This window comes from secondary endosymbiont of Ctenarytaina eucalypti (assembly GCF_000287335.1).
Lineage (GTDB): Bacteria > Pseudomonadota > Gammaproteobacteria > Enterobacterales > Enterobacteriaceae.
The window spans coordinates 298690-325332 of the sequence record NC_018419.1 but is presented as its reverse complement, the minus strand read 5'-3'; the positions used below and the strand labels follow the sequence as shown (position 1 = coordinate 325332).

Below are 26643 nucleotides of genomic sequence, written 5' to 3'. Positions count from 1 at the left end.
GAGCGGTGATCCTCTTGTCCGTTTTAACGTAAAATCATAAAATAAACAATCATCAGTAAATAGTATTACTCTAGATAATACATGTTATCTACTATAACTTTATATTCGTAAAAACTTATGACCGGCTATGAAATCCTTGTTGAGAAACAGAAGAGTAAGGTATTCGCTGACTCAGCATACAGCCTGTTTTTAATCAATAGTCTCCGTGACAAAAAAGATTTACAAACACCAAGCGCTCGAATTATAAACCGCCCATGTAGCGCCAAGGTTTTCTGAAAGCACAAACAGAGAAGTCAGGTATTGATGACAAGGGATCGGAAAAATTTAGCTTAGAGCGTTAAGCCAACCGCTTAACTACTCAGATACTTCCCTCGGCATTGTTCTAAAGATGCAGCAGGTGTTCTATTCCTCGCTGAGGGTGTTTCACGCCTATGTTGAATCGATTTTGTAACTCATACCCCGCATCAAAAATATCTTTACTCCGCCTATCTTGTCTCACACAGTGAATACAGACAGAACACATGATCACATAGGCGTCAACACGTTCTGTAATTGATTCAATTACTTATTGATAGAATTGGCACTGAAGTTTTTTCTGCAGTCGAATAGAAAGTCAGTTGATATGTCATTAAAGATCTGAGTATGATTAGATTTGCATCTAAAGTCGAGAGTAGAATCTATAAAATTATGTCTGATGCTTTATCGCATGGTAGCACTACTGAACTACCGGCTCTGCCGGTGGCATACTTTTTCTCTTGCGCAAGTGAATTATACTGCTTTCTGCTTATCCTATCTGTGCTAGAGGCGCAATTTTTCCTAGATTTAGAGTATAAAAGCTATTATGCGGTAGAAAAGAGCTTCAAGCGGTACTGATGGTACTTGATAATCAACAAAAAGATTATCAGTTATGCAATCGAGTTTACATGACTGCAAACATTCATGCTCTAGTTTCAGACACGTTAGGGTGGGCGTTTCGCTTGCTTGACCATAAAAATATAGTCACACACGGCGTTGACAATTAGTCAAGCGCTGCACCGCATAAATTCTGTTAGACAGCCTTCACAGCACCCCATCTCATAACTGCTCTATTAGTGAGGGGTCTAATTTTTCAAACTGCTGATTTTTTTAAAATATCTAAATAGCGAAACGCTAGCATTACTTTAGGGACTGATTTACTCTCGCATTAACGCTTACTTCCTTGCGCATAGAGCATGGAAGTGATCTGGAAATATTTTATGTTACTCCGGTGAATTACCATAAGAGCAATAACCACCTGTGACATAAGTTGTTTTCTTTTTCGTGATCATGTGCCTGCGTGTGGGCTATCTAATGTTTGTCGAGCCTTGTAGTCTTGAGCTGTGGATGTATAATGTAAAACTAAGTTAATCGAATTCTGGTAAAAATTATGATCTCTATTACTGATGCTGCTCAAAAGCATTTTGCAAAATTGCTATTTCATCAGGCATCTGTGACTTATATACGCGTGTTTGTTATCAATCCCGGCACGCCTACTGCAGAATGCGGCGTTTCGTACTGTGCGCCCAGCACGGTAGATGCTACTGATACTGAGCTAAGATTCGATAAAATCTTGGTCTATGTCGATGCGCTCTCCTCGCCTTACTTACAAGATGCTGAAATTGATTTCGTGACGGATAAGATCGGATCTCAGTTAACACTAAAAGCCCCTCACGCTAAAATGCGAAAAGTGAGCGAAAACGCACCGCTTATCGAGCGTGTTCAGTATCTTCTTCAATCCCAGATCAATCCGCCGCTAGCGCGGCATGGTGGACAAGTAACGCTAATAGAAATCACGGATAATATGCTAGCTATCCTCCAGTTCAGCGGCGGCTGTAACGGCTGTTCAATGGTGGATTACACGCTTAAAGAGGGGATCGAAAAAGCGCTTCTGAAGCACTTTCCTGAGCTAGAGGGCGTACGTGATTTGACGGACCATCAGCGCGGGCATCACTCCTACTATTAATGAGAGTAAAACCTAATATGTGGACGGTTTTCTTGAATGAAAACAAGCTTCCAACCCCCCTAGCTGCTAAAAAATCTTTTTTGTACGATGAAAAGCCTTAAGAGTGTTATTTATTAGTAGCGTAATCCAGGTGAGATTTTTCACTCTGAAATTGTTTTTACGCTCCCTATTTATATCATTTTTATGCAGTCTCGGGCGATAGCTAAGGTGTATTTTAAAATAAAGCCTGCTTTATTTCTATTTGCAAGCCACTATTGCTGATTAGCTGTAGATTCGTAGGAATCAATTTATCAGTTTACACATTCAGTCAAGGGATCCCTGTAATGCCCTGCGCGAAATGTAATAAACGTACCCATAACGTACAGAGATTAATTGAACATTAAAGCCTCATGATATGCAGTTATAAATTTTTTAGTAAATATGCCAGCTTGTTTAAGCGTGGCATGTACTATGCAGTCAAATGTTATGATTATATGTTTCAGAGATCAGGTATTGCATATAATCTACATTATAATATTAGTTTACGAAAAAAATAGTTTTTGATTGAAATACATATCCTGTACTGATCTAATAGATCCCAGACATTGCTGTTTTCAATAAATCTTTAGAAACTTTAAGTTACGCCTGCATTTAAAATCAGCAATATATTTGCTGAGCGTCTTCATTTCGCGAAGAAAACTATAATATTTTCGTACATAGTTGACATTGGTAGTGCTGGGTTTTTGATTTCGATCGAAAAACGACAATATCATCCCCCCTATTGAATTCACTGTTATGTCAGTATATAACATTGATCTCACACGTAGCTATTCAACCTTGCTGACAAAAAAGTTTTGGGAAATCATGGGATTTATTCACGACATGCATGTCAAAAAATAATTTTCATGGAAAAGAAAATGCTTAAGGTTACCACCTAGGCTACCTATAATGAGCCTTTCAACAAGCAAAGCACTTTAAGAGTTTAAATAAATGGCTCGGTCAGCTATTACTACATCAGCGGATAATACCGCGCTTCGGTGAGATAGCCAAAGATGCTTCGATTCTTAAAAAGAGCCTCTCAACCACGGTGCTGTAATGAAAAGAGAATATATGGTTTTTCATTGAAAGCTGTATCGCTATTCGTAAACTCGATTTATAAAATTATGATAGCCTTGCCTGCAAATGCAGCAAGTAATCAGAGTTTTTCAAAAAATGCAGCGTATGCTGTTAGCTCGATGCTAGCGCTGGATATACCGAGAAAATATGTTAGCACCTTCGTTATATAGAAACCAAGAAAAGACATTTTCTATCAGTTGTAAAACGTTAACATGAAGTCAAATTACTGTTTCGATCATTGATCGCAATACCTTTGAAATGTTTAGTAAAAGAGTAAAAAGTTATCTTTTTTGCCTGTTCGGAAAGCGGCGTTATTTATCGAGAGCATGTATTATATTTAATAACGCAAAATTACTTGACAATCATGGTGGATTAGGATAAAATAATTAAGAATAAAATGCGTACAATGAATCTCGCTTTCAGCGTCTCAGAGGGTAGTTATGGTACTTAGAAGAAAACACGTATGGTATTTCACTCATTCTATTTTTAGATAAGATCATCTAAGAATTTAAAATATCTCTAGATGACTATCTACTACGTTTTAATGATTGCGATATAGAAGTAAATAGGGCAAGATCAATTTAATTAAAAACACATTAATGGGATAACATTTTTAGGAATGTCAACGACATTCTATATCGCATAGCGGTATTTTTACCAGCAGCTAACTTTTCATGCGTCCTAGTTTATTTCAAAAATCTTAGTTTTTTCTTAACATAGCAGAGCATCATTAATAAATCTGATGCACGACCTGTAGGGCGTCAGATGTATTTTCTTTTATGATTGGAGATCATCACTTGATCGTGTTAGATCGGTAAAGAATTATAAGATAAAACTTATATGATTTACAGGACGGTATGTGAATTACCGCTCCGATAATGACCCGCAACTATTTTGTGGCTTATCATCAATATTCCTTAGCGGCCTCGCGCACCTCACTGGTTTCTGACAGCTTTTTCATTTTCTACGTCATTTTCAATTTGTTTTGGCTATACATGCAAGTAGCGATAATGCATGCCTAAGTGTCACGTGTGATGTATTGAAGAGAGGACTGTTTCACAGTGCAGTTCATATTTTTTGTTTATACCCGCCCCAGCCTTTTGGCCTAAGAAATAACATATTATGTTAGAACCGACTGCGCCTATATACCACCCGTAGCTGCGGCTTTCGGGTGGTATATAGGCGCAGAAGCTTACAGCAAGATCCTCAGCATTCAGCAAGTCATTTGTTGAAGAAGTATCTGGATTATATTAGTGCTTTTCAAATCATAAGGATGAGCTATTATAACTATTTCTTGATGCGTTGTAAGAAGATGGGAGCCTAGCTAAAAGGCACCTAATGCTAGAGAGTGTATTCCGCTCCCGCGGATCAGTCGATTCTGCTATCCGCATTCATTAGTCTCTTCTAGAGAACACCACATAAACCATTGAGAAGAGTTTGTTAGCAATGCAGCAGCGTGTTCGTGACTACGTGAATGAAGAGATGTTTAATCAGTTAGCGAGCGAGAACAAGTTTCGGATTGTCGCCTTACGCCTGATATTGCAGATTTATCAAATGACTATCGAATAATCGAAAACGATAAACGTCTCGGAAATGTTAGTAACTCCCTGTCAAAGGGAACCGGTAAAAACTGACCTATTTTACTATGGGTGAGCCGTCAGTCTATGTCTAGTGCAGTCGGGAAATTGACACGGATCTTGGATTAGGATAGGGCCATGGTCATCGAAAGGTTCCTCATTCTATAAAACTGTTATCGGTGCTAGAGTAGCCTGGCGCTTAGGCTGATTTCATTAAACGCTGGGTAGAAAAGCATACCCGCTCGATCACGGAGTTACTGTTGACGGATATTCTGGAGAGTGAGCAGGGACAGGAAGCGGCGCGGGGTTACATTAATGAGAAATTTTTCGCGAACATTCGACGATACTCATACTTCACCTCCGTATACCTTTCCATTTAAGAGATACTGAAGATAGTCTTTCCAAGGACAGTTGGCAGACGCCGTGCGATATGGTCAAGGCAAAGATCCATACCAAACCCGTTATCGATGTCAAAAATGCGGTTTCACCTGGCATAACTTTTACTGACGATGCCCATCGTATACATGCTGGGGTTTGGTCAAAATGATACGCGGTCTAAGTAGGCAGTAATCTTGTCTCTTCTGTGCGCATATAGATTTTTTTTACCGCACCAGGCGTGATATGGAGATGCTGGCATGCGATTAGAAATACTGATCCTTTCCCTCTCTTCGCGTTAGATAATCACCTAACGCGAAGAGAGGGCGCTTTATGGTGCTCATGCTATGTTTTATCGACGCGGGAAGGTACAATAAAGAAAACGTTAACAGATCTGATGCCTATGGCCGCCATCGAGAGATTTTATGACGAGTACGATTTTATCTTCCTCTGACGCTATTTTATTATCTCCGAAAGGGGCAGGTTCGCCTGTGATTGTGGCGTTAGATTATGCCGATGTATCGCAGACGCTAGCGTTTGTCGATAAAGTGGAGCCGAAGCAATGCCGGTTAAAAGTTGGCAAAGCACTATTTACCCAGGCAGGGCCGAGGCTAGTAGACGACTTGCAGCAGCGCGGATTTGAAGTTTTTCTGGACCTAAAATTTTACGATATTCCCAATACGGTGGGCAAAGCGGTTAACGCAGCAGCAGCCCTAGGGGTATGGATGATCAATGTACACGCTAGCGGCGGCAAGCGCATGATGCTAGCAGCACGGGAAGCGCTGGTACCATTTGGAGCTAACGCCTCCGCTCTTATTGCCGTGACAGTGCTCACTAGCATGAATGATGAGGATCTAAGATCAATAGGAATTACCGATAGCGCTTCGGATTACGCTGTGCGACTCGCTATACTGGCTAAAGAATGCGGCTTAGATGGGGTAGTCTGTTCTGCAAGAGACGCAGCACGATTGCACATCGCCTGCGGTGATGCGTTTCAGCTTGTGACGCCGGGAATACGCTCCGCAGGTAGTGACTCAGACGATCAGCGAAGGGTGATGACGCCACTTCAGGCACAGCTGGCGGGGGTAGATTATATGGTAATTGGTCGGCCTATTACCCAATCAGCTGACCCCTCTTCCGCTCTGGAGGCTATCCTAAAGGAGTTACATATCGGGACGGCACATGGCGCATAAACACTGTCTCCTTTATTTTCTCGATTTCAGGCTACATAAAACCTTCCACATCGCTGACTACAATATCGTCAATGGGCGATATTGTAGTACTTTTTCATGATCAGGCTAGTGGTACCGTAGGGCCATTGGTGTGCCAAATAAACGTAATTGCTTCTTGTGTTGGGGCGAGAAACCACGCGCTGCACGGTGTGTGGTAGCGAGCTACAAAGAGATTTGGTTCTGTAATGGGCACAGTGGAAGGGGGTTAAGGACAATCTAAGGCGATACATGAGACCTTTTAAAAATTATCAGTGGAAGCGAGAGGTTTAAACAGTCAATCTTCAGTCTTCATTGCTTAATCGAGAGTCTTGTTCGCTCGATTAAGTGTAGGTCCTACCGATTCAGTTGCGATAAACTCATTGGCGGAGTTGATTTGTAATCAACTTCATAGCCGTCTTTGCCATCACCTATGTCGGTGATAATAGTGCTCCGCTGAACTCTAATTAGAACTCAATCTATCGGTCGTGTAGCGATAAGGATAGAGTTGTTAGCTTCATTTTTCCTCATCTCGAATACATTTAAAATATTTTACATTATTATTACTTCCCGTATTTTACTAAATTTTTTGAAAAATATCGTTTCTGATGTGTACAGAGTAGAGCATGTTTAATGACATCATCTGGTTGAGGGATTGGATTATGAGACCCAGTTTAGCTTTGCATCATAGTTATAAAGAGTGATGAGAAGTGCTAAAAAGTGTTTTGACTGTAATGCCTTTTCAGCAATACAGCGATAATGATCATTTATTTCCTTTTGTTAACTATCAATAAAGTGAATCAGTAACTGGTTTCAACTCTTTGGTTAAGCTTATGCGATAGCTTTTTACTTTTCTTCAACAGAGCATTATGAGAGTAATGCATATCGTAAGCGCCGTAAGACGTTGTTTCTGTGCTGTTCTGATGAGTATAATGAGAGTTAAAAGCCGGAAGGTGCCTGTGCGTTAGTGATGCCGCTGCTTACTGATCAATCAGTATAGATCATGTGATGTGTCGTGCTCTTTAGTTCCGGATTACGCTTACATACTACTCTGCTTTTTAATACCTATTTGATGACGCGTTGATCGTGCTTTATTAAAACTTTAAGGCTAGTTGCATTCATACTTTAATGAACGCTTTCATCGCATGCAAATGTTGTGATTTTGAGAAAAATTGTTTTTGTTTGTCGCATGCGTGCAGAAGTATTTAGGCTACTTAGCAGTAGCTATATCATTTCAACATCGCATCTCTCTGTACACGCCATCATCGAAAGGTTAAGTGCTTGACTCAGTATTAGCGCTATATTTGATAGTTTTAGCTGCATAGGATGATACTCACCTTAGTCATTAAGGAGAAGTGTTTTTCTTGGATGCAAGAATAACCGATAGGTCATCTATGTTGTTACAACATAGCTCCACTTGGGTGTTTTTATAAGAAAGTTACTTTTTAGTTAAAAACTTTTTTACCATATAGACTATTAGTTGCAATAACTTTACTGACTCGTGCTCATTTTTAACTAAATAGTGCGTTTGTCAAATCAAGCCCGTATTTTATTAGCGATAACACCATGCGCTATCGTTAGTGACATAATTTTGTGAAATAGTGAATAGCAAAAAAACCAGGAAAACTTTTAGTCAGAGTGATCGTGCTTTAATCGAAAATGATGAGATGGTAGGTATCGGGATCTTTCCTGAACCGAGGCATCACTTTTGCCAAACCTGCATAGCTCAAAGATAGACCTGCAAGGCAGTTTTCCCAAGAGCGTTACTTTCCGGCTGGACGCTTACCCTCAAGCGCTACTTTTATTTTCCGGCTCTATTTTAGCAGAGTGCGCGCTGCCAAACATCAAGAAGCTTGGAATCACCGTAACGTGATTTATAGCAGTGCATCTATATTCAACTAAAATAAGCAGAATTTGGTTCTTTGCAAAGGAAACCCTCATACACCTTATACAGGCATGTGATGACCTAATCACTACAGAGTCTTTTACGATATCGTAGCCATCTGTTTGCGAAGCACTATTTGAACATACCAGAGATATGGCATTTAAATACTGTTTTTTATCAATTAAAAAATCTGTTTCTATAGACGGTGGTTATAGGACCAAGTGATTATCATAGCCCCGGCTAGAATCATCGGTAGTGATAACATCTGCCCCATGCTAATGATACCTCCAAACAGGCCTAAGTGAGCATCAGGCTGGCGGAAAAATTCTACTAGAATACGAAAAAAGCCATAGCAAAGAAGAAACAACCCGGAGACGCTGCCGCTAGGCCGTGGTTTACGGACAAAAAGATTGAGAATAATAAAAAGCACTATGCCTTCAAGGAGCATTTCGTAGATCTGAGATGGATGACGGGGCAGCATACCGTAGTGCTCGAATAACGTTCGCCACTCTGGGTTGCCTGGCAGCTGAGCTAAATCTTCTTTTCGTGAGCCTGGGAAAAGCATTGCCCAAGGAGCGTCGGTGGTGACTCTACCCCAGAGCTCACCGTTGATAAAATTTCCTACACGTCCAGCGCCCAGACCAAACGGCGCTAACGGTGAGATAAAATCAGCGATTTGGAAAAAGGGGCGTTGGGTGCTATGGGCGAACGATAGCATCACCACGATAACGCCTATCAATCCGCCGTGAAATGACATACCACCGTCCCATAACTTAAATAAGTATAGCGGATTATCAAGAAAAAACGATAAGTTGTAAAATACAACATAACCGATACGACCACCGAACAAAACCCCTAAAAAACTTGCATATAGTAGATTTTCAACCTCTCTTCGACCGCCAATTTTTTGGCTATACGCGCACCGCACGGCGCGCTTCATGGCAAAGATGAAGCCAACTAGATACATCAGCCCGTACCAGTGCACAGAAAAAGGACCCAGGGAAAAGATCCGAGGGTCAATTACAGGTAAAGCCAGATAATGACTCGTCATGCATCACCACAATTTTGGTGTTTTTATTACGCAGATGCTAGATGCATCAACGCTCGCCTTAGTTGTTGAATAAAAAAAATTATTTTATTCTACTATGAAGCTTTAGTAACAATGCTTTTACATCTCATTTATACCATTGTTATAGAGTCTAACTACAAGATTGTACGTTGTAGAGATCTGCAGATTCACTGAACCGACTGCATTAAAGATTTTATTCAACATATGCGCGTTTCTATAGACACCATGCTGACCATTGCAAAAGCGAAAATAATTTATTTTAGCATACTTCTACCTTAATAAAGAGGAGAATAGTTTTAATAATCGCTTTTTGGTGTAACAGGGCCCTATTGTAAGTTAGCCTTCAATCAAGCTAGCTAGTTTGCACAAAATAACTAGAAATACTATCATGATACTAATGAGTAAATTGAATAGCGCATATTCTACCAGACAACACTCTTTTACTGCGTGGCTACCGCGCTAGATGAAGCCCGCGCACTTTTTAAGCCAACCCACGCTAGTGATTAGCCATAATAAAATGCTAAATAGGTCGGTAACGACACGATACTGGATGGAGAAACCCTAGAAATCGGGAGCCAGTTAAGGGTAATATGAAGGTGTCACCAGTCCAGTTCTGTGGGTATTTTCTTTCATAGAGGTATATGTGATAGCTGTTGATTACTGACGATTACTAGGGTATGTAGCGTTACCAATTGATCTTGTTACAGTTGCAATATTTTTCAATCTTGCCCGATTCGAATTTTTTTCTATGGAAATCTGCATTACACAACCAAAACCAATTTAGTGAGGTAAAGAATAATGTTTTTTATACGCCTCTGCAAGGCGCCCGGCATGTTCTATGCTCGTTCTGTTTTTGAGAATTAACTGAAGAGGTGCGCCGCTTATCAGCGTTGGGGCGTTTTCTGCATCCGCTGCTTCGAGTAGCGGCATGTTACGCACCTCTCTCTGACTAGGTTCGAGTGCTACTATCGCACAATCCGCTCTCTAATACTGAGCAGTAGAGCATGCACTACGTTATTTTTTATTGCTCAGTAAGCGGTGCTGGAACAAGCTCATCTGGATTTGGTTGTCTATGACCGCGGCTCATCTTTGCCTGTCGCAGGAACCGTTGGTGGAAGTTAAGAAAAGCTTCGGGTATCATATCTAAGTCTTATAGTGTATTCTCCTGAAGCATTGCATTCAGGCGCGCCTATTCTAGCGCAAAGATGAAAACAGTCCGTTAGAAGCGCAGGGGGTTATTTAATAAAATTGTACACACCATAATCAATTCGGAACAGCCGTCGCTGGCCGAACGCGTGTCAATCGCGTGTGCGCAGGGTCGCGATCTAAGTTGAAATCTGACAAACCCCGGTCAAGGCAAGATGAATTGATCCCCTCCCCATCTGGTCCTGGAGCGCGCTTATGCACCGCGTAGCGGCCAGTACGCAGGTGCGTTCTAGCGGCACTGTCTTGGCGGTTTACTGCACCAAGCTTAGAATAGAACGTTAGCCATTTTCATGTTTATCATGACCATAAATAATACGTCGGTTTTTTTAAAATTTCTAATACTCATGCCAATAAAGGAGTAATGCGTGGCGTAGTTGACGGAAATGCATAATTCGCACTAAGAAAATTAATAAAACGTAATTTTTACCACTAGAATGTATTTGATACTAGGAGGGGCGATAGGTATCTAGAAGATTAATTGGCCTCGTTATGACTACGACTAACCTGTGAACTTTTTAATTAAATAGAAGCATGATTTTTCTATTAGGTTTAGCTCACTCCTGTATCGCCATTGGGTTATATCAGTGACGATCGTTATCGGCCACATAGATCGCATAGACTGCGGCGTTCATGTTTTGAGATGTTTTATAAGGCAGCATGTCAAGTGACAGTAGCACAGTCAGTTCGGATGTGGCCTATTGAAAGATTTTCCGAACAGAGGAAAGAATAAGATGTCTAGATAACTGTCTTTACCATCTGTTTGCGGTTGCGGAATATTGCGAAGTGGTTTTTTCTGGCCCCATTATAACGCCAGAAAATTCTTTCATAACGCGTTGGTACACGTCTCGTTTAAAGGCAATGACTTGACGTACTGGGTACCAAAAGCTAACCCAACGCCAATTGTCAAATTCTGGGGTCCCCTCGCGTTGCGGATGCATATTGATATCCGTATCTGGAGCTATAAGCTGTAGTAGAAACCATTTTTGCTTCTGACCAATACACAGAGGCTTGCTGTTCCATCGCACGAGCCGTACAGGAAGTTTATAATAGAGCCAGCTACGGGTCGCCGCCAGGATACGCACATCTTTTATCCTCAAACCGACTTCCTCAAAGAGCTCACGGTACATTGCCTGTTCCGTGGTTTCACCAGTGTTGATCCCCCCTTGGGGGAACTGCCAGGAATGCTGTTTGTATCTCCTCGCCCATAGCACTTTTCCCTCGAGATTACAGATTACAATACCAACGTTCAGACGGTAGCCATTATCATCGATCACGAAACGACCTCGATTAAATAGAATGTAAGATGATGGAATTGTTTCATACTTACTCTGAACGGTAAACCACTGCAGGGAACTAATCGTTTTCTTATTGCAATAATCTAGGATGTGAATCATCAGTGCTGTAGTTGATAGCCGCCCTTTAACACATAGCTTCTACAGAAAAGAAGATTTTAAATCTTCAACACAACTACTAACATTTTTTAAAAAACAAGATTCTTTTGATGAGACAGTTACTATCAGGCTGCTTCTTCTGTTATGCGACTGCTAGTAGCTATACATCATGACGTCATTCAGCTATGCAATGTATGAGAATTTCTATCGCTTCGGTTATTTATACATGAGAGTAATGTAGACACAGAAGACTACCTAAAAGCGTTTCAGCTGAGCGGGGGTAACACCTATGTGAGTGCCGTTAATGATCTTCTGTCTTTATACAGTATGATGACTATTGAGTAGACGTAACTGTTAGACACTGCTACTCGGGTTTGACAGTAAGTATGTTTTATTCACCCCATGTAGAGTATGTAGGTTATTGGTACTTTTGTGTGATCAATCACAATAGCGAATGGTATGTGTTTCCCTTCCCGCTTCCAGATGAATTGTATACCTCGCGCTGCGTTTATCGACACCTTGCTGAAGGTATTTTTATGCCTTTGACACAACAAACTTTCAAGAGAGAGTCATTAATGACTAAATGAAGCTATTTAGTCGCGTGTTTATTTTTTATGCGGATATTCACTTTCTTGGATACTGTCTTAGAAAAGCAGAGTCAGGACATCATAGATGCAGTAATATCGGTTAAAAAAATTACATATCTCTGTAATGCTTTGAGTGCGAGACCAAACATATATCGCATAATCTGTACTATATCGTAATAATATTACTCATGAGTGGTACATGAGTCCGTTACTCTCTGCAAGAAAGTGGCGGCTTTTTATCTAGCAACCCTGGAACGATGCATCAATACTGATGACTAAAACCCTCTCTTTTTAAAAGACTCATTTAACCCCCTCATAATAGAACAGCATCATCTCTAATTATTCAACAATTTCAAGCTGTCTAAAAACAGTATTTTTATTTCATGCATATTTTCAAATCAAGAAAAATCTCGGCCATGATTCACTTGGCTTGCTTCATTCCTGGGATGTGCTAGGTCCGATTTTATCGGAGAGCAACCAAGACAACGCATGTCCGATCGTAAACCAAGTTGCTTGGATAGCAATAGCAAAAAAACAGTGCTCACTATAAAATTAGTGCTTGGTTGTTTGCAACAGCTGTTATGTAGACTCGCTGATTCTGTTATAAAAATGATGAAGCTTTTCTAAGATGCTCAGAATTTTTACATAACACGCGATAACGGGGATTTAATATTAGCGTCTGAGCCGAAGTAATTATGCCTAAAAAGAAAGCAAGCTTCTTCTCAAACTGAGAAGAAGCAAGCGATTAACATGCGGCGAAGACGTATACATAGCCGGAAGCGAGGAGCTAAACGCCTAGTTTTCTGAGGAGATTATTCAAGGTTGAGCTCATGCATTGCAGAAATATTAAAGCCCCCGTCCACGTGTATAACTTCACCGGTAATACCCGCTGACAGATCGGAGCACAGGAAAGCAGCGGCATTGCCGATGTCTTCAATAGTTACTACTCGTCGAATTGGCGAGATCGATTCGCAGTAAGATAACATCTTTTTGAAATTTTTAATGCCAGCAGCGGCCAGCGTTTTGATAGGGCCTGCAGAAATCGCGTTTACCCGGACGCCCTGTGGTCCCATAGAGTTAGCCATATAGCGGGCATTGGCTTCTAAGGAGGCTTTGGCCAAACCCATGACATTATAATTGGGAATGACACGTTCAGCTCCTAGATAGGTTAGTGTCAGTAGGGCTGAGTTAAGATTAAGCATTGGCTGGCAAGCCTTTGCCAGAGCTGCGAAGCTATAAGCACTAATATCATGAGCGACGGCGAAACCTTCTCGGGTTATGGCGTTCAGGTAGTTTCCATTTAATTGCCCACTAGGAGCATAAGCAATGGCATGCACGAAACCGTCAAACATTGGCCAAAACGTGGATAAATTGGCGAACAGGGTTGCGATGCTGCTATCTTCCGCAACGTTGCACGGCAGAACGATGCTGGATTGAAAATCCAAGGCAATCCTTTCAACCCGTGATTTCAATTTTTCATGCTGATAAGTGAATGAAATCTCTGCACTTTCTCGATGCAGAGCCTGAGCGATACCGTATGCAATTGAACGCTTGCTGGCAACGCCAGTTACCAGAATGCGCTTACCCGAAAGAAAGCCCATCTCATTAATCCTTTTGATCATTATTACATGTGATTAAGCGCTTTTTGGTTAATCTGACAAAAGGGCGCCTGATTTTAAAAATCCATGGTACATTCTAGCATGAACTTTTTCCCTAGTGTAGCTGCTCTCATCGTTTTCTAGGCGCATACTTAAGGATATTTACCAGCGTCTTATAAAGACTAGGTGATTAAAGCGTAGTGCTGTTGCTCCGAGAGCGTTATTTTCTGTCATGGCCGCCCCGCAGTTTAGGCGTATTTATCCCAGACCTAGTAAGTCGTGTATCGGTAACGCACGGTTATTGTTATCGGCGTCTATCTCCGATCAGCGCGCTGTTTTGCATTACAACGATCCAATCCTACACGACGTGCGTCATTATCCTGAAATCATGCGTTACATCAATACACGAGCTACTTTTCGCCTATCGTTCGAGCATAAGATGTATGATTTTTGAATACAGCGATATAGTCAGCGACACTAGTCCCGCGATTGGCACACTAACCCTTAGCGGAAAATTAGCGTGTGCAAGAAGTCCATGCCTTATTTCTGCTCAAGAGTGAGGCAATTGTGAGAGTTATTAGGATGATCCTGCTGCAGGCCCCCGGACAGGAGCTGTATTTTATCGAGGGTTGGTTGCTTTTTCCTCCCACCCAGAGGTAGTGTGTAGGCTTAAGCGGTAAGTCCAGTGGTTAGTTGATACACTGTCGCGGTTGATGCTTTTACAGGCATCCTAGAAAATGGTATAGACGTGCCTACTACGGTAGTAGGCATAGCCAAAATACAGAGGGCGATCATTAATCAAGATTTCTCTAGTCGGAGCTCAACTCTGCCAACTGGCATTATAAATAACGTTGATTTATTAGAGGTGTTTTAGAAAACATTGCTAGCCCCTGATCTTCAAGAACAGCACATCGGATATTATTTACTGCCGTTACTTAACAGTGCCAGATAAAGCCTATAGAGTAGAGGCGTGCTTTACTCAGCATAAAAGCCGAAATTTTTATCCTTCGTTCTCCTAGAGCTTCAGAGGATAATGCCAATCGAAAAATTACGCTCAACTTTTGACAGCGGTAGGACTCATCTAAAAGCTTGTAGAAGAGCATCTGGTTGTTAGCCGGTATCAAGCGAATGACGTCAAAAAAGTCCGAAAAAATTGACGCCTCCCCACATGGGGAAGGAGGGAATTGGTAATACGCGGATTACACCGGCTTACCTTCGACCGCGTGATCTTAATACAAGACGTTAATACGAGCATGCTATTGTCTGATAATGTTCGGGTTATGGTCTATCAGCATGATTCTTCCAGTACACGATATAGATTATTTTGCATTGATCTCCTATCAGTAAGTTCCATTCCTGGAGCAGCATGTGGTCCCCTAGATTTAGGCACTAGCTCGTTCACGCATATCCAACATAGCTATCAAAGAAGGCGCAGAAAAATACTCATATCAGCTAACGGCTGATATGAGGGTGCTAGATGGCACGGAATGTTCGGCATCAACCCTAATCTGTCCTCGCCAAAAAACATAGTTTTCCTAGTGACATGTAATAAGAATTACAGGTTGGTTGCTCTATGCGTAGCAATAAAGACCATTAAATCTTCAGTAGAATATGTTTCAATTAGGGGTTGAGAAATGACAAGACTAACATGCCTGCCAGAGGTGTTAGTAATATAAACTGTAAGGTATGCAGCCCGTCATGCATCGCCTCTGAGTGCAGCCTATTGGATTACTTTTGCCCGGCGTGGAAACGCGCCGGTGATCGTCCTTACCATGAACCGAACCGCGGCTTTGATTAACGGTGCGAGGTATTAAAGATATGTGCTCGCAGGGCTACACGCAGGGATAGTATTTCATAGACAAAAACTGCTACTGCTACAGGTAGGAGAAAACAGCATACTCAAAAGGTACTAAAGGATCAGTAGCACAAACTCCTAGAGGCCAAGTATCGACATAACTTCATAGCAATAGGTACACGACATCTAGGCCAAATAGGGTTTATAGAAATAATGTGACTAATAAAAAACCATAGCCTGTGCAAGCTAAAAGCTATCACGGCATTTACTCCTTTAGATTATCTAGTACGATCCATCGCAGAAAGTGTAGGTGCAACGTAGCAACTGAGAATTAGACTACGAGCACCGAAGCGATAGGGGTGTGGCATCATAACGATGAGAGAAGTTGCATCAGCAACTAGTGCGGCAATGAGTTTCACTTCGGATTGCTCTGAATGCGTGTAGTTTTTTACGATAAAACTATGGCGTTAAATCACGATACAGGAAGGGGAACCGTCTGAATTGTTACTTTTCATGCAGCAGTCAGAGAGGGTCATATCTTCACCTGTCGCCTCTTAGATTCGCCTTCTAAAACAGCTTCTACCGAGAGCAGAATGCATCATACACCGACTTGTTTTAGAGTAGCATCTATTAGTGTAAGTGTATTCACCGGAATAGTATTATAAAATTGCAAAGCCGTCTGTATAAGTGGACGTAGCCATAATAACTGTTTTTATAACTCTCACTGAAACTCATAAGCGTTTCGGCATTATATGCCTTTACCCATGCATGCTTATGAAAGCCCTAAAAGGTACGCAATGCTAGGCACTACTGATGTTTCAGCGCGATTCTTGCAGATAGAGTGTATTAGCGATAGACTATTAATTTCTAGTGCTTCAACACTCCTCTGCAGCATATGATCCAGGAAATGCGTGTGTTCTATTAAAGATCTATTTAAGTCCGATACTGATCTCGAGGTTTAGTGTTGTCATCCTTCAGGCGGGGTCGTTATAAAGAATAACCTACTGACTGGGAGAGGATAGAGCAAAAATCGCATCTAGCAGATAAATATCGAGATCGCCGTTTGATTTCATCGGAACTGAAATGAAGACCCTATTCTTTATAGGCCTTATTTCGTACTAAAGATCATCATGCTCGGTATGATATATACATTTCCGGAAGGGTAGCCATGCCATGCGCTCAGCATAAACGAGCTGTGAGGCTATGGCCCTGGTAGTAGGCGCGTCACTTCTTTCGATGGCAGCGCTCGCTGAGCGCCGGCGTTCACTGACTGTCTTTTGTAGCTTTTTCTACCTGCTGCGAAGCCGCTAACATTCGACTGCATACTTATGCTTGATAGCATAAGGCTTTAGAAAATTAAAAGAACTTCTACGCCGATATGTCTGGCATGTTTTTCTACATCAACAAAACATTGTAAACATTATATGCAACGCACGCACCATTACTTGACCCTACTAGAATTTTTAGTAGGGTCAAGGCTGGTCAACTCTAGCAGAGCCTGTGTATCAGTGGTACCGAGATACGATCACGCGACTGAAATAAGTGTATGTATTGCACTATCTCCTGCTAAATCAAGATAAGGAAGTACTTTGCGCTTTGATACTCTAATGCCGGAATTGTTATGCTCCTACAGCAAAAATGCAAGGCTGCCGTCATTCATGACCAAAGTAATAACTACATTGCGTATTACGGTGTTGATGTGTTTATGTTGACATCCACTGTTTTTTCTCAAGTGCTTAGAAAAGATGATACTAAGCATATTTTTCCTTCGCTTTATGAGTTTAAAAATCAAAGTCAACACATTTTTTAAAGACGCAGAGACAGCCACAGGCTAAAGACTGGTTTACTTCTCAGCTCGGAGTAAATAACTCTTTCTGATCAGAAAAATAGGTATCCCTCTACACCCAAAAGACCTTTGATTAATCGAGGAAGCAATCGCTCAGTTATTTATCTATCTTTGTTAAAGACCTGAGCTGCCTCAAGACCGTGTTCTGCGTGGCCCGTGAGTAAAGGAAAACTTTTGTTTTCTTATAAAAATGCTCTACTAGAATTTATTTCGTGAGATGAAAACAGACGATGAAAAATGTTTTTTCAAGGCAGTCGTTCACTGACCTATTGCGCTGTTGATAGTACGGGGCTTAAAGTTTATGATAAAAAATCATCAGGAATATCCTCCGGTGTCATGTCATAAAATTCAGAGTAAGCGTAAACTACATCAGGTAGTAGATAGCGATTAGTATATATGTCAATGGTATTATGCTTTATGGAGAAAGAAAACATCATTTAATCCCCGAACTATTGCAGGCCAGCGAAATCTTGTACAATGAAAAAACAATATTCATATGCCTAAAAGTTCTTTAGCTAAGCGGTTGCATCAGAGTCAATAACGTAGCATTAGCATATTTACTAGATTCATCAACTTATATAGCGCCATGAGTTGATGCTGTTGAAATTTTATTACTGAAATGCTTTTCATCTCAGGTGTATTTTTTCTTATGTAATTTACCGTCATGCTGTTATCTTCTAGAGATCAATAAACTTGTTTTGCTCTATGATAGAATGGCGCTTGCTATCTCTATTACATGCAAGACAGCAACGTGAAAAGCATGCCGTATGTGTTTCTTTCCCGCGAATTTTGCATCTCTGCTCGCGTTTAGTCTGCTATTTCCTCAATGCGGCCCGCTAAGTTACCCGATTGATAGTCTAGAACCGGCGCCTTATTGATTAACAGCGCCGGGTTTTACAAGCTCTATTATTTTCTTTTCCCTGTAAAAACAGTACGATTTGTATTGCTAACGAGTAATAATTATAAATTACTAAATTTAGTCTTCCTTGTCTTACACCAAGAGGTCCTTATGAGTAAGGGTATGAATCGTAAAAAAGATAGTAAAAAGAAACCGTTAAAAACACCAGAAGAAAAGCGAGCGGAAAAGCGCAATAAAAAGGCGATAGCCGATATTGTATGATGCGTGTTTGCTTTCTCCGCCACTAAAACCCGCCTATGCCGCGGGTTTTTTATTTTTCTGTAAGATAGCGCAATCATGAACAGTTTTTAGAAAAACCCATAATGACCTTAAACATGCTTGAGCATGGGCCCTGTTGCCCGGACTCAACCTCTATAGACACTACTTGGTTAGACTGCCGCAACGCGATCATCCGCAATATCATCAATGATCTTGTTAATCCAAAATTGCCATTTTCCTAGATGCATTGCCTATCCCGAGAGGCAATGACAAAGATCTTTTCGTATTCATCTTGCAATGCAAGCGGCATGAGTAGCTTTTGGCAATAATAAAGTAAATACTCTTCTGCTATGAATTTTTATTGGATCATGCTGATGTTTGTAAGTAACACTATGTTTTTATAATCTCTATGTGCAACATGAAACGTTGAAGCGCTCACTGTATTTATTCAGCCGATAGGGTATCATGTTTTTTTAACAAAATTATATCGGTTGATAGGAGGGTAACGACTATTCTCGCATCTATCATACCTCTAGAGAAAGCTTGCAATGTGATAGGACTTAACCGTGCGAAGAAAATCTGTGCAGTTAAAGTAACAAGTAAAGTGTATCTCAGTATCAAGTAGAGCAATCAATCTACCTGGTATGTGCTATGTCTTTCACTTCGGCTACAGGTAGAATCTGTAGCTGCACGAGGTTTGCTACTATGCCTGCATCAGTACTGTGCTATTTATGAAAACCTCTTAGGATGTCGAGACCCTTAAAAAATGTTAGCGATGATGAGTGAGGCTGAGTGAGGCTGAGTGATGTTTTATCCCGAAATTCGGTGATTTCTGGTGCCAGATAAAGTACTAGATCTGAGGGTCAAGACTCTATGTGTCTACACTAGCTTTAGCATTAACTTGGACGATGTGTCTGCTAAACTACATTAAGTTATCTTAGCCTAGGATCATCAACAAGGGGGAAAGAGACTCGCCGTTGACTAGGCAGCGGCTTGATTATCCCTCCCCCCCGTTGGGAAGGGGGAGGTACTGCCTTGCACTAGCGCCAGAATAAAGGCATATATCAGCGATACTTCCTCGTAGCCTTTGAAGCGACCTGATTTTCCGCCGTGGCCGGAATGCATGTCAGTATATAATAATAACATATGATCGTCGGTTTTGAATTCACGTAATTTGGCGACCCACTTTGCTGGCTCCCAATATTGCACCTGTGAATCATGCAGGCCCGTAGTGACCAATAGATGGGGGTAATTCTGCGCCCGAACTTGGTCATAAGGGCTATATTGCAACATATAACGATAGGAGATTTCATCTTTCGGGTTTCCCCATTCCTCGTATTCGCTAGTAGTCAGAGGTATAGATTCATCGAGCATGGTGGTGATTACATCCACAAAAGGTACCTGTGCCACCACACCCTTAAAAAGATCCGGAGCGAGGTTTATAACTGCGCCCATCAACAGTCCACCAGCGCTGCCGCCCATCGCAAATACTTTGTCGGGCGCTCCATAGCCTTGACGTAAGAGTTCTCGGCTGCTGTCAATAAAATCATTGAATGTATTCATTTTATTGAGTAATTTTCCATCTTCGTGCCACGCTGGACCTAGCTCTCCACCTCCGCGTATGTGTATCAACGCAAAGACGAATCCACGGTCCAGTAAACTCAGCCGGCTAGAGCTGAAATCCGGATCCATGCTGCTGCCGTAGGAACCGTAGCCGTAAACTAGCAGAGGATTACTCCCAGGCTTGAATAAATCCTTTCGGTACACCAGCGATACGGGAACCTGTACGCCATCTCGGGAGGCGACCCAGAGACGTTCGTTGCTGTACAATTCTTCTTGAAAGTTTTTTATCTTCTGTTGCTTTAGCAGTTTACGTTCTCCGGTGTCCAGATTAATCTCAAATAATGTTGTTGGTTTGGTCATGGAGGAGTAACCGTAACGCATCTTCACACTTTTTGGATCTGGGTTATAGGCTAACCAAGTCATATATGCGGGATCATCAAATGTGATGTTCTTTTCTTCGCCAGTTAACCAACTAATTTGCCGGAGTGTGGTTAGTCCTAAATGGCGTTCCTCTATTACCAGCCACTTGTGAAACAGCAAGAAGCTCTCTAGCACCACTTCTTTTAGTGCTGGGACTAATACCTGCCACATGCTTTCCTCACCGGACTGTCCTCGATACAGCGCGAAGTTTTTACCTTCGCGATTAGATCGAATATAGAAGCAGCCTTGATAATGATCTAGTGAATATTCATGATCGCGCCTCCTCAGTAAAAATCTCTTCGGTTTTGATTTTGGATCGTCAGCATCTATCAGCAGGGTTTCACCAGATGTGGCGCTGCTGAGGACGATTAGAATATAGCGCTGCGAGGTGGTCTTATGTACGTTAACATAAAAAGTATCATCTTTTTCTTCATAAATAAGCTCATCTTCTGTATTCGTCGTGCCCACTATATGGCGCCATACTTGATATGGAAGTAACGTTTTTGGATGCTTGTGGACGTAATACAGCACCCGGGAGTCGTTAGCCCATTCGAAACTAGAAGACGTGTATTCAATGACTTCCGGAAACCATGCATCACGCACTACATCCTTAAATCGTAACTCATAGAGGCACCTGGATAAAAAATCTTCAGCGACAGCCATGATACGATTATCAGGACTGATATCTAGTCGGCTCATCGTATAAAATTCGCCTTTTGTAGCGCGCTGATTGCCATCTAGCAAAACCTCCCAGGACTCTTTTGGATTTGCCGATGCCGGCTGACGCATGTAGATAGCGTGTTCGTTACCTTCTTCATAACGACTTTGATAGCGATAATTACGCCAGACGTAGTAAGCAGAATGATCCTGTTGAGGAATGCGCTCCACCATTTCTGTGAATAGTTGCTTCCGCAACGTTTCATTTTTAGCCATCATCATGGTACCGTAAGCATTTTCCTTCTGAAGATAACTGAGCACTTCCTGGTCTTGACGCTGATCATCGCGTAGCCAGTAATAATTATCTGTGCGGGCATCGCCGTGTACTGTTAACGTAACAAGTCGTTTTTCAGCTTTGGGTGGCAAGGTCATACGACAATTCCTTTTCTCTTATAAAAATAGAGCAGCATGAATGCGGTGCGATTGTGTATATTAAATTTATGATAATGTTTGACGTTTGTAACTCAAATGGGCCGTTTTAGGCGATACTAATACTATTATTAGTAATGCAATATACAGTCTGAAGGACCTCATAATACGCATTGCTTATTAGTCATTCGTCAGAAGCTCTAATTTATCGACGATACCTGTTCAGGTTGCAAGAGCTGACTCATCTATATACCGTTCGCTCATCGCGATGATGAATAGAAAAGTCTACAGTGCGCATGGTAATAAATTTCTTCACGCTATGCAAAAAATAAATCTGCACCTAAATTGTGGTAACCGAGTGAACTCTGGTTGCTTATGGCGGAGTAGAGGAATTATCTTAGGGAGGGGTAGCTTTTTTATAATCCACATTCTTGCGGAGTGCGTGTATTTAGATTTTATGACCCATGTTAGCCATTACAACTTTGATTGAGATGAAAGGAATAAAAAACCCTATATTTTTTATTAGAAAATTCATATTAGCCATACGATTCTGCTTTCCCTGCAACTTATTCGCGAAGCATAATCGCTTATTTAGACTTAGGCCATAGGGAGAGCTACAGCTAACCAAAGAGCTGTCTATGATCAGACTATATTTACCAGTCTAGATGAAGAAGGTATACTACGGGCTGATGTTTCCAACTCCGGAAAAGGTTAACCGTGGTTTTGTATCACGCCCCGCAAAAGTTATTATCGTATAATCTTAGAGGAAGCGGGGGCGCTGCTAGTCAGAAAAATTGCAGTGTGCTTTAAGTTATTTCAATACGCCAAACAATATATTGTCGCCTTAGCCTGAGTGAGGTGTCATGCCGGCTCTACGGCGCCGAGCTAAAAAATATCGCAAATACATCTCATATAACAGTCACATAGATGCATCTCTGCATCATAGCTTTATTAAATCTAATAGGATTACATGACTCGTCAAATCCTATCACAACCATTATTCTCCGCTCTGGACGGCATTAGTTACCTGCTGAATAGGCCCCGATGATAGTGAAGAGTTTTTAGAATTACGATTATTCCACTTAGCGTCCATTGATGTATGATAAATACGTGAACTCAGATGATCGTCTAGCAGTGCTTTGAACTAGCACGTTCTGATTATCTCCGGCGATCGATGGAGATAACTTACTTAAGTTTAGATATTATTCACTGCTATTCAAAAATTGACTATCAAACAAGGTGAATGTAAACAGATCAAGCTGTTCCAGACTGAAGAGCCGCGTCGTCAGAATCAGAGGCTGCGCTGTCTTCACTAACAGCCTGCTCTGTTTTATAAACTGCTTGCCAAATCTCTCTTGTTATGCCTTTTTTAAAGGAGGGTAAAATCTGTTGTTATCTCGTTGTTAAAAACGGCGAGGAGGAATTGTCTCCGGGCAACATAGAGCACTATGCAACCCTTAACGTCTCAAGTTTTTCTCGGCCATACGCAACGGTCTGAAAACATTCCACTAACGAGTATAGAAAAGATACATAAGGACGCAAGCGTAGAAAAAACTTTTTTAAACCTGGGGTTTGTTGAAAAAATTAAAATTTTAGGGAATCTTTTGGTTACCTGACTAGGGTTCTTTCGATTAATTTTTTCTGTGGATAAGCTAAATTTTAAAAGCACTGACCGCTCACTTATCACGACTCCCTCAAGAAGCGAGAGGTTATTATAGCATGCGTAGATTCCTCAGTTATTACTATATAAACAGACAAGAGATTTTGCCAGCGGTGTAGACAATCAGATTGCGACTCAGGTTAGAGCGTCAGAGCAATGCTTGTGATGCAAGGGGTTTTTAAATTTTTGTTAAGCATTTGACATGAATATGTTGACTAGAGTTTTACTCTAATAGAGTTGTTCCTAAGCGCTTACACTATCCTGTGCTCCGTAAGTAAGTGAAGAGAGTTCAGATCAGTATAAAAGGTCAAGATGTGATGATATTACTTATTAGGTGACTGATACACTGCTGCTTAAAAGTTTTAGGTAAAGGATAAATAGAAAATCCTTGAGCATGCATCTAGAGACGAAGATGATGGTGCACGTTATCTTGCACGAGTCTATAAGCGTGTAATATGTGCCATAATCTCTTCTGATACGCTACATGGCCGCACCACTGATTCACATGCCCTACCAGACTTAATAAAGCATAACTTCACCAAAAAAATCCAAAATATGTCGTCTTATAAGCGCTTATGATGACACGTTACTCCCATGATTCTGTATCGGTTAAGGAAGAGAATAAAGCCACTGATCCTACTGCGGGGCGTACAAGCGTTACCAGCTGAAGGTACGTGCATAAATACACGGCGTATTTTTTCATAAAAAGACTGCATATCTTACTTAGTTCAGTGAAGAGATGTCTCTCTAACATGGATTATGATGAGGTTGTATCTGATAAAAAATACACCTGAGATTGCAAGAATAAGAGAATAAAACGTAACAGAAGAATAGGATTCTGCATTGTTATTAACAAAACGCACTTATCTGGTAGAAGACCAGGGATATAATAGATAAATAAAACCATGAATTTATTAAAAGTTTTGGGAAAAGTCAGCTCCATGACACTTTTGTCCCGTGTATTGGGATTTATGCGCGACGTTATCCTTGCGCAGGTATTTGGCGTAGGCATAGCGAGCGATGCCTTTTTTGTAGCCTTTAAAATTCCCAACCTACTTCGGCGTATCTTCGCCGAAGGCGCATTTTCGCAGGCGTTTGTGCCTATTTTAGCGGAATATAAGAACCAGCATAACGATAAGGAAACTCGAGCGTTTATCTCTCATATCGCCGGATTTCTCACGCTGATGCTCTCAATGGTTACCGTTTTTGGTATCGTCATGGCGCCTTGGATCATTATGATTACCGCTCCGGGGTTTGCAGATGCACCGGAGAAATTCGCTCTAACGACTTCGCTGTTACATCTTATTTTCCCATATGTTTTATTCATTTCACTCACGTCTCTAGTGAGCGCGATACTTAACACCTGGAACCAGTTCTTAGTGCCAGCGTTTTCGCCAACATTACTTAACATCAGCATGATCGGGTTCGCACTTCTGGCTTCACCGTTTTTTCATCCACCAGTCATCGCGATAGCCTGGGCCGTGCTCGCCGGCGGCATTCTCCAATTAGTATGTCAACTACCGAATTTGAAAAAAATTGGTATGCTGGTGCTACCTAGAGTACAACTTTGCAACGCTGGCGTATGGTCCGTACTAAATAAAATGGGACCAGCTATCCTCGGTGTATCTGTAGGTCAGGTTTCACTGATTATCAACACCATCTTTGCCTCCTTTCTCTCAGCCGGGTCCGTCTCATGGATGTATTACGCCGACCGCCTAATGGAGTTACCCGCAGGGGTCCTAGGCGGTGCGTTAGGAACCATTTTATTACCTTCGCTATCGCGTAATGTTACCTGCGGAAAGCGCGATGAATACTGCCTCCTGCTAGATTGGGGCTTACGCTTAGGACTGATGCTGGCGCTGCCTAGCTCGGTAGCGCTTTGCATCATGGCGCACCCTCTGACAATTGCATTGTTTCAGTACGGCCAGTTTTCTCATTTTGATGCCTTGATGACAGCGCGTGCGCTGATAGCCTACTCCGTGGGTTTAGTGGGTCTGATCTTGGTCAAGGTCCTCGCTACCGGTTTTTACTCACGCCAAGACATCACAACGCCGGCACGTATAGCAATGATTACCCTAGTGATGACACAACTCATGAACTTGACCTTTATCGGCGCTCTGCAACACGCCGGGCTCTCGCTTTCGATTGGCCTGGCTGCCTTACTCAATGCTGGCATGTTATACTGGCAACTTCGCCGACAAAAAATATTTCAGCCGCAACCGGACTGGCTCGGCTTTTTCTGCCGTTTGATTCTAGCGGTGATAACTATGGCCGCAGCATTAGTGGGGATCTTATCGTTAATGCCGAACTGGGAAGAGGGCCACATGCCTTGCCGGCTGCTGCGCCTGATAAGCGTAGTAGGGGGAGGAGCTATCGTCTATTTCTCAATGCTGTGGGTACTAGGATGCCGGCTACATCACTTTTCTCGCTCGCCGAAGTCTTAGAAATCCTGCTTGCAAGAAAAAATACAGCTTATAGTAGGCGAGATGTTTTAACTACTGCGAACCTTTGTTGAAAAAAGTATATTTACGCTTTAACTATTCTCTCATCATCCCTGAAATTCTAATAATAAAAGGTGGTTTGTATCCTGTCGCACAGGGGTGATGTAGGGATGCGTTAACGCATGTTATAAACTTATGGCGCCGCTACTATATTTCTAAGACTATGCTCTTCTCGTCCAGAGAACACTCTAAGTGAACGGGGGGGAATAAAAAAGGAACATGCAGTGAAAATGTCGATGGGGTCCGCTGAGAACACAGCCTAGCAAGGCTTTGTTAAACGAGTATGGAAATTTAAGCTAGAGTATAGCGTAAGTACTCGCATCACTGGATAAATCACTCCGACATAGAAAAATATTTATGCTTATTGATGACATAGTAGTACTGCGTATACGTGTCTCTGGTGGTTCAATAACGAGAAGTGGCTTTGTAATCAGGGAGGGGTCGGTTGATTACTATTACGATATACATGGCGATTATGATCTGCTGTTGATACCATTAATACAGCCGATGATACCTTCAGGGCATGGAGACATAATATTGGCGAGAATTACACTACGGATGAAACCCTGCAATTAAAAATTAGTACTTGAGAAGAAGTTATGATAACTATAACTGATACTTAGGAGTTATTAGCATCTACTTCATCTACCTAATTAAGATGCTTAGGTGGGGTGAGACGATGG

The 26643-nt window shown here is 41.6% G+C and carries 9 protein-coding genes; 5 read left to right on the top strand and 4 right to left on the bottom strand.

All coding sequences use genetic code 11. The features are described from left to right. The first annotated feature begins 1405 nt into the window (after positions 1-1405). The 3 genes from nfuA (at position 1406) to pyrF (ending at position 6221) form a co-directional block, all read left to right on the top strand. Positions 1406-1981, top strand: coding sequence for a Fe-S biogenesis protein NfuA (nfuA, locus tag A359_RS00840; RefSeq protein ID WP_014887899.1), 576 nt, complete (start codon positions 1406-1408; stop codon positions 1979-1981). A 2541-nt stretch (positions 1982-4522) separates the two neighbouring features. Next, entirely contained in the window at positions 4523-4645 is a 123-nt protein-coding gene (locus A359_RS04520) for a hypothetical protein (protein WP_014887898.1), read from the top strand. An 808-nt stretch (positions 4646-5453) separates the two neighbouring features. Further along, a complete protein-coding gene (gene pyrF, locus A359_RS00835; protein ID WP_014887896.1) occupies positions 5454-6221 on the top strand; it encodes an orotidine-5'-phosphate decarboxylase in 768 nt (255 codons plus the stop codon). Between the two features lie 2096 nt (positions 6222-8317). Here pyrF and lgt read toward each other — a convergent pair. The 3 genes from lgt to fabI all read right to left on the bottom strand — a co-directional run bounded on the left by lgt (position 8318) and on the right by fabI (position 13975). Beyond that, a complete protein-coding gene (lgt, locus tag A359_RS00830; RefSeq protein WP_014887895.1) occupies positions 8318-9172 on the bottom strand; it encodes a prolipoprotein diacylglyceryl transferase in 855 nt (284 codons plus the stop codon). 1973 nt (positions 9173-11145) lie between these two features. Further along, a complete protein-coding gene (rppH, locus tag A359_RS00825; RefSeq protein ID WP_044104682.1) occupies positions 11146-11670 on the bottom strand; it encodes an RNA pyrophosphohydrolase in 525 nt (174 codons plus the stop codon). A gap of 1516 nt (positions 11671-13186) precedes the next feature. Beyond that, positions 13187-13975 (bottom strand): enoyl-ACP reductase FabI, encoded by a 789-nt coding sequence (fabI, locus tag A359_RS00820; protein WP_014887892.1) that lies wholly within the window; start codon positions 13973-13975, stop codon positions 13187-13189. Positions 13976-14204: 229 nt separating this feature from the next. On the opposite strand from fabI, the gene A359_RS04345 reads away from it, so the two are divergent. After that, the gene (locus A359_RS04345) at positions 14205-14426 is read left to right on the top strand and encodes a hypothetical protein (RefSeq protein ID WP_014887891.1); all 222 of its coding nucleotides are present in this window, start codon (positions 14205-14207) and stop codon (positions 14424-14426) included. 5285 nt (positions 14427-19711) lie between these two features. Here A359_RS04345 and A359_RS00810 read toward each other — a convergent pair. Continuing rightward, on the bottom strand, positions 19712-21802 hold the full coding sequence (locus tag A359_RS00810) for a S9 family peptidase (protein WP_014887887.1): 2091 nt from the start codon (positions 21800-21802) through the stop codon (positions 19712-19714). Positions 21803-24364: 2562 nt separating this feature from the next. Between A359_RS00810 and murJ the strand changes: the two genes are divergently transcribed. After that, positions 24365-25903: a murein biosynthesis integral membrane protein MurJ gene (murJ, locus tag A359_RS00805; RefSeq protein WP_044104449.1), complete on the top strand. Its 1539-nt coding sequence runs from the start codon at positions 24365-24367 to the stop codon at positions 25901-25903. The last annotated feature ends 740 nt before the right edge of the window (positions 25904-26643 follow it).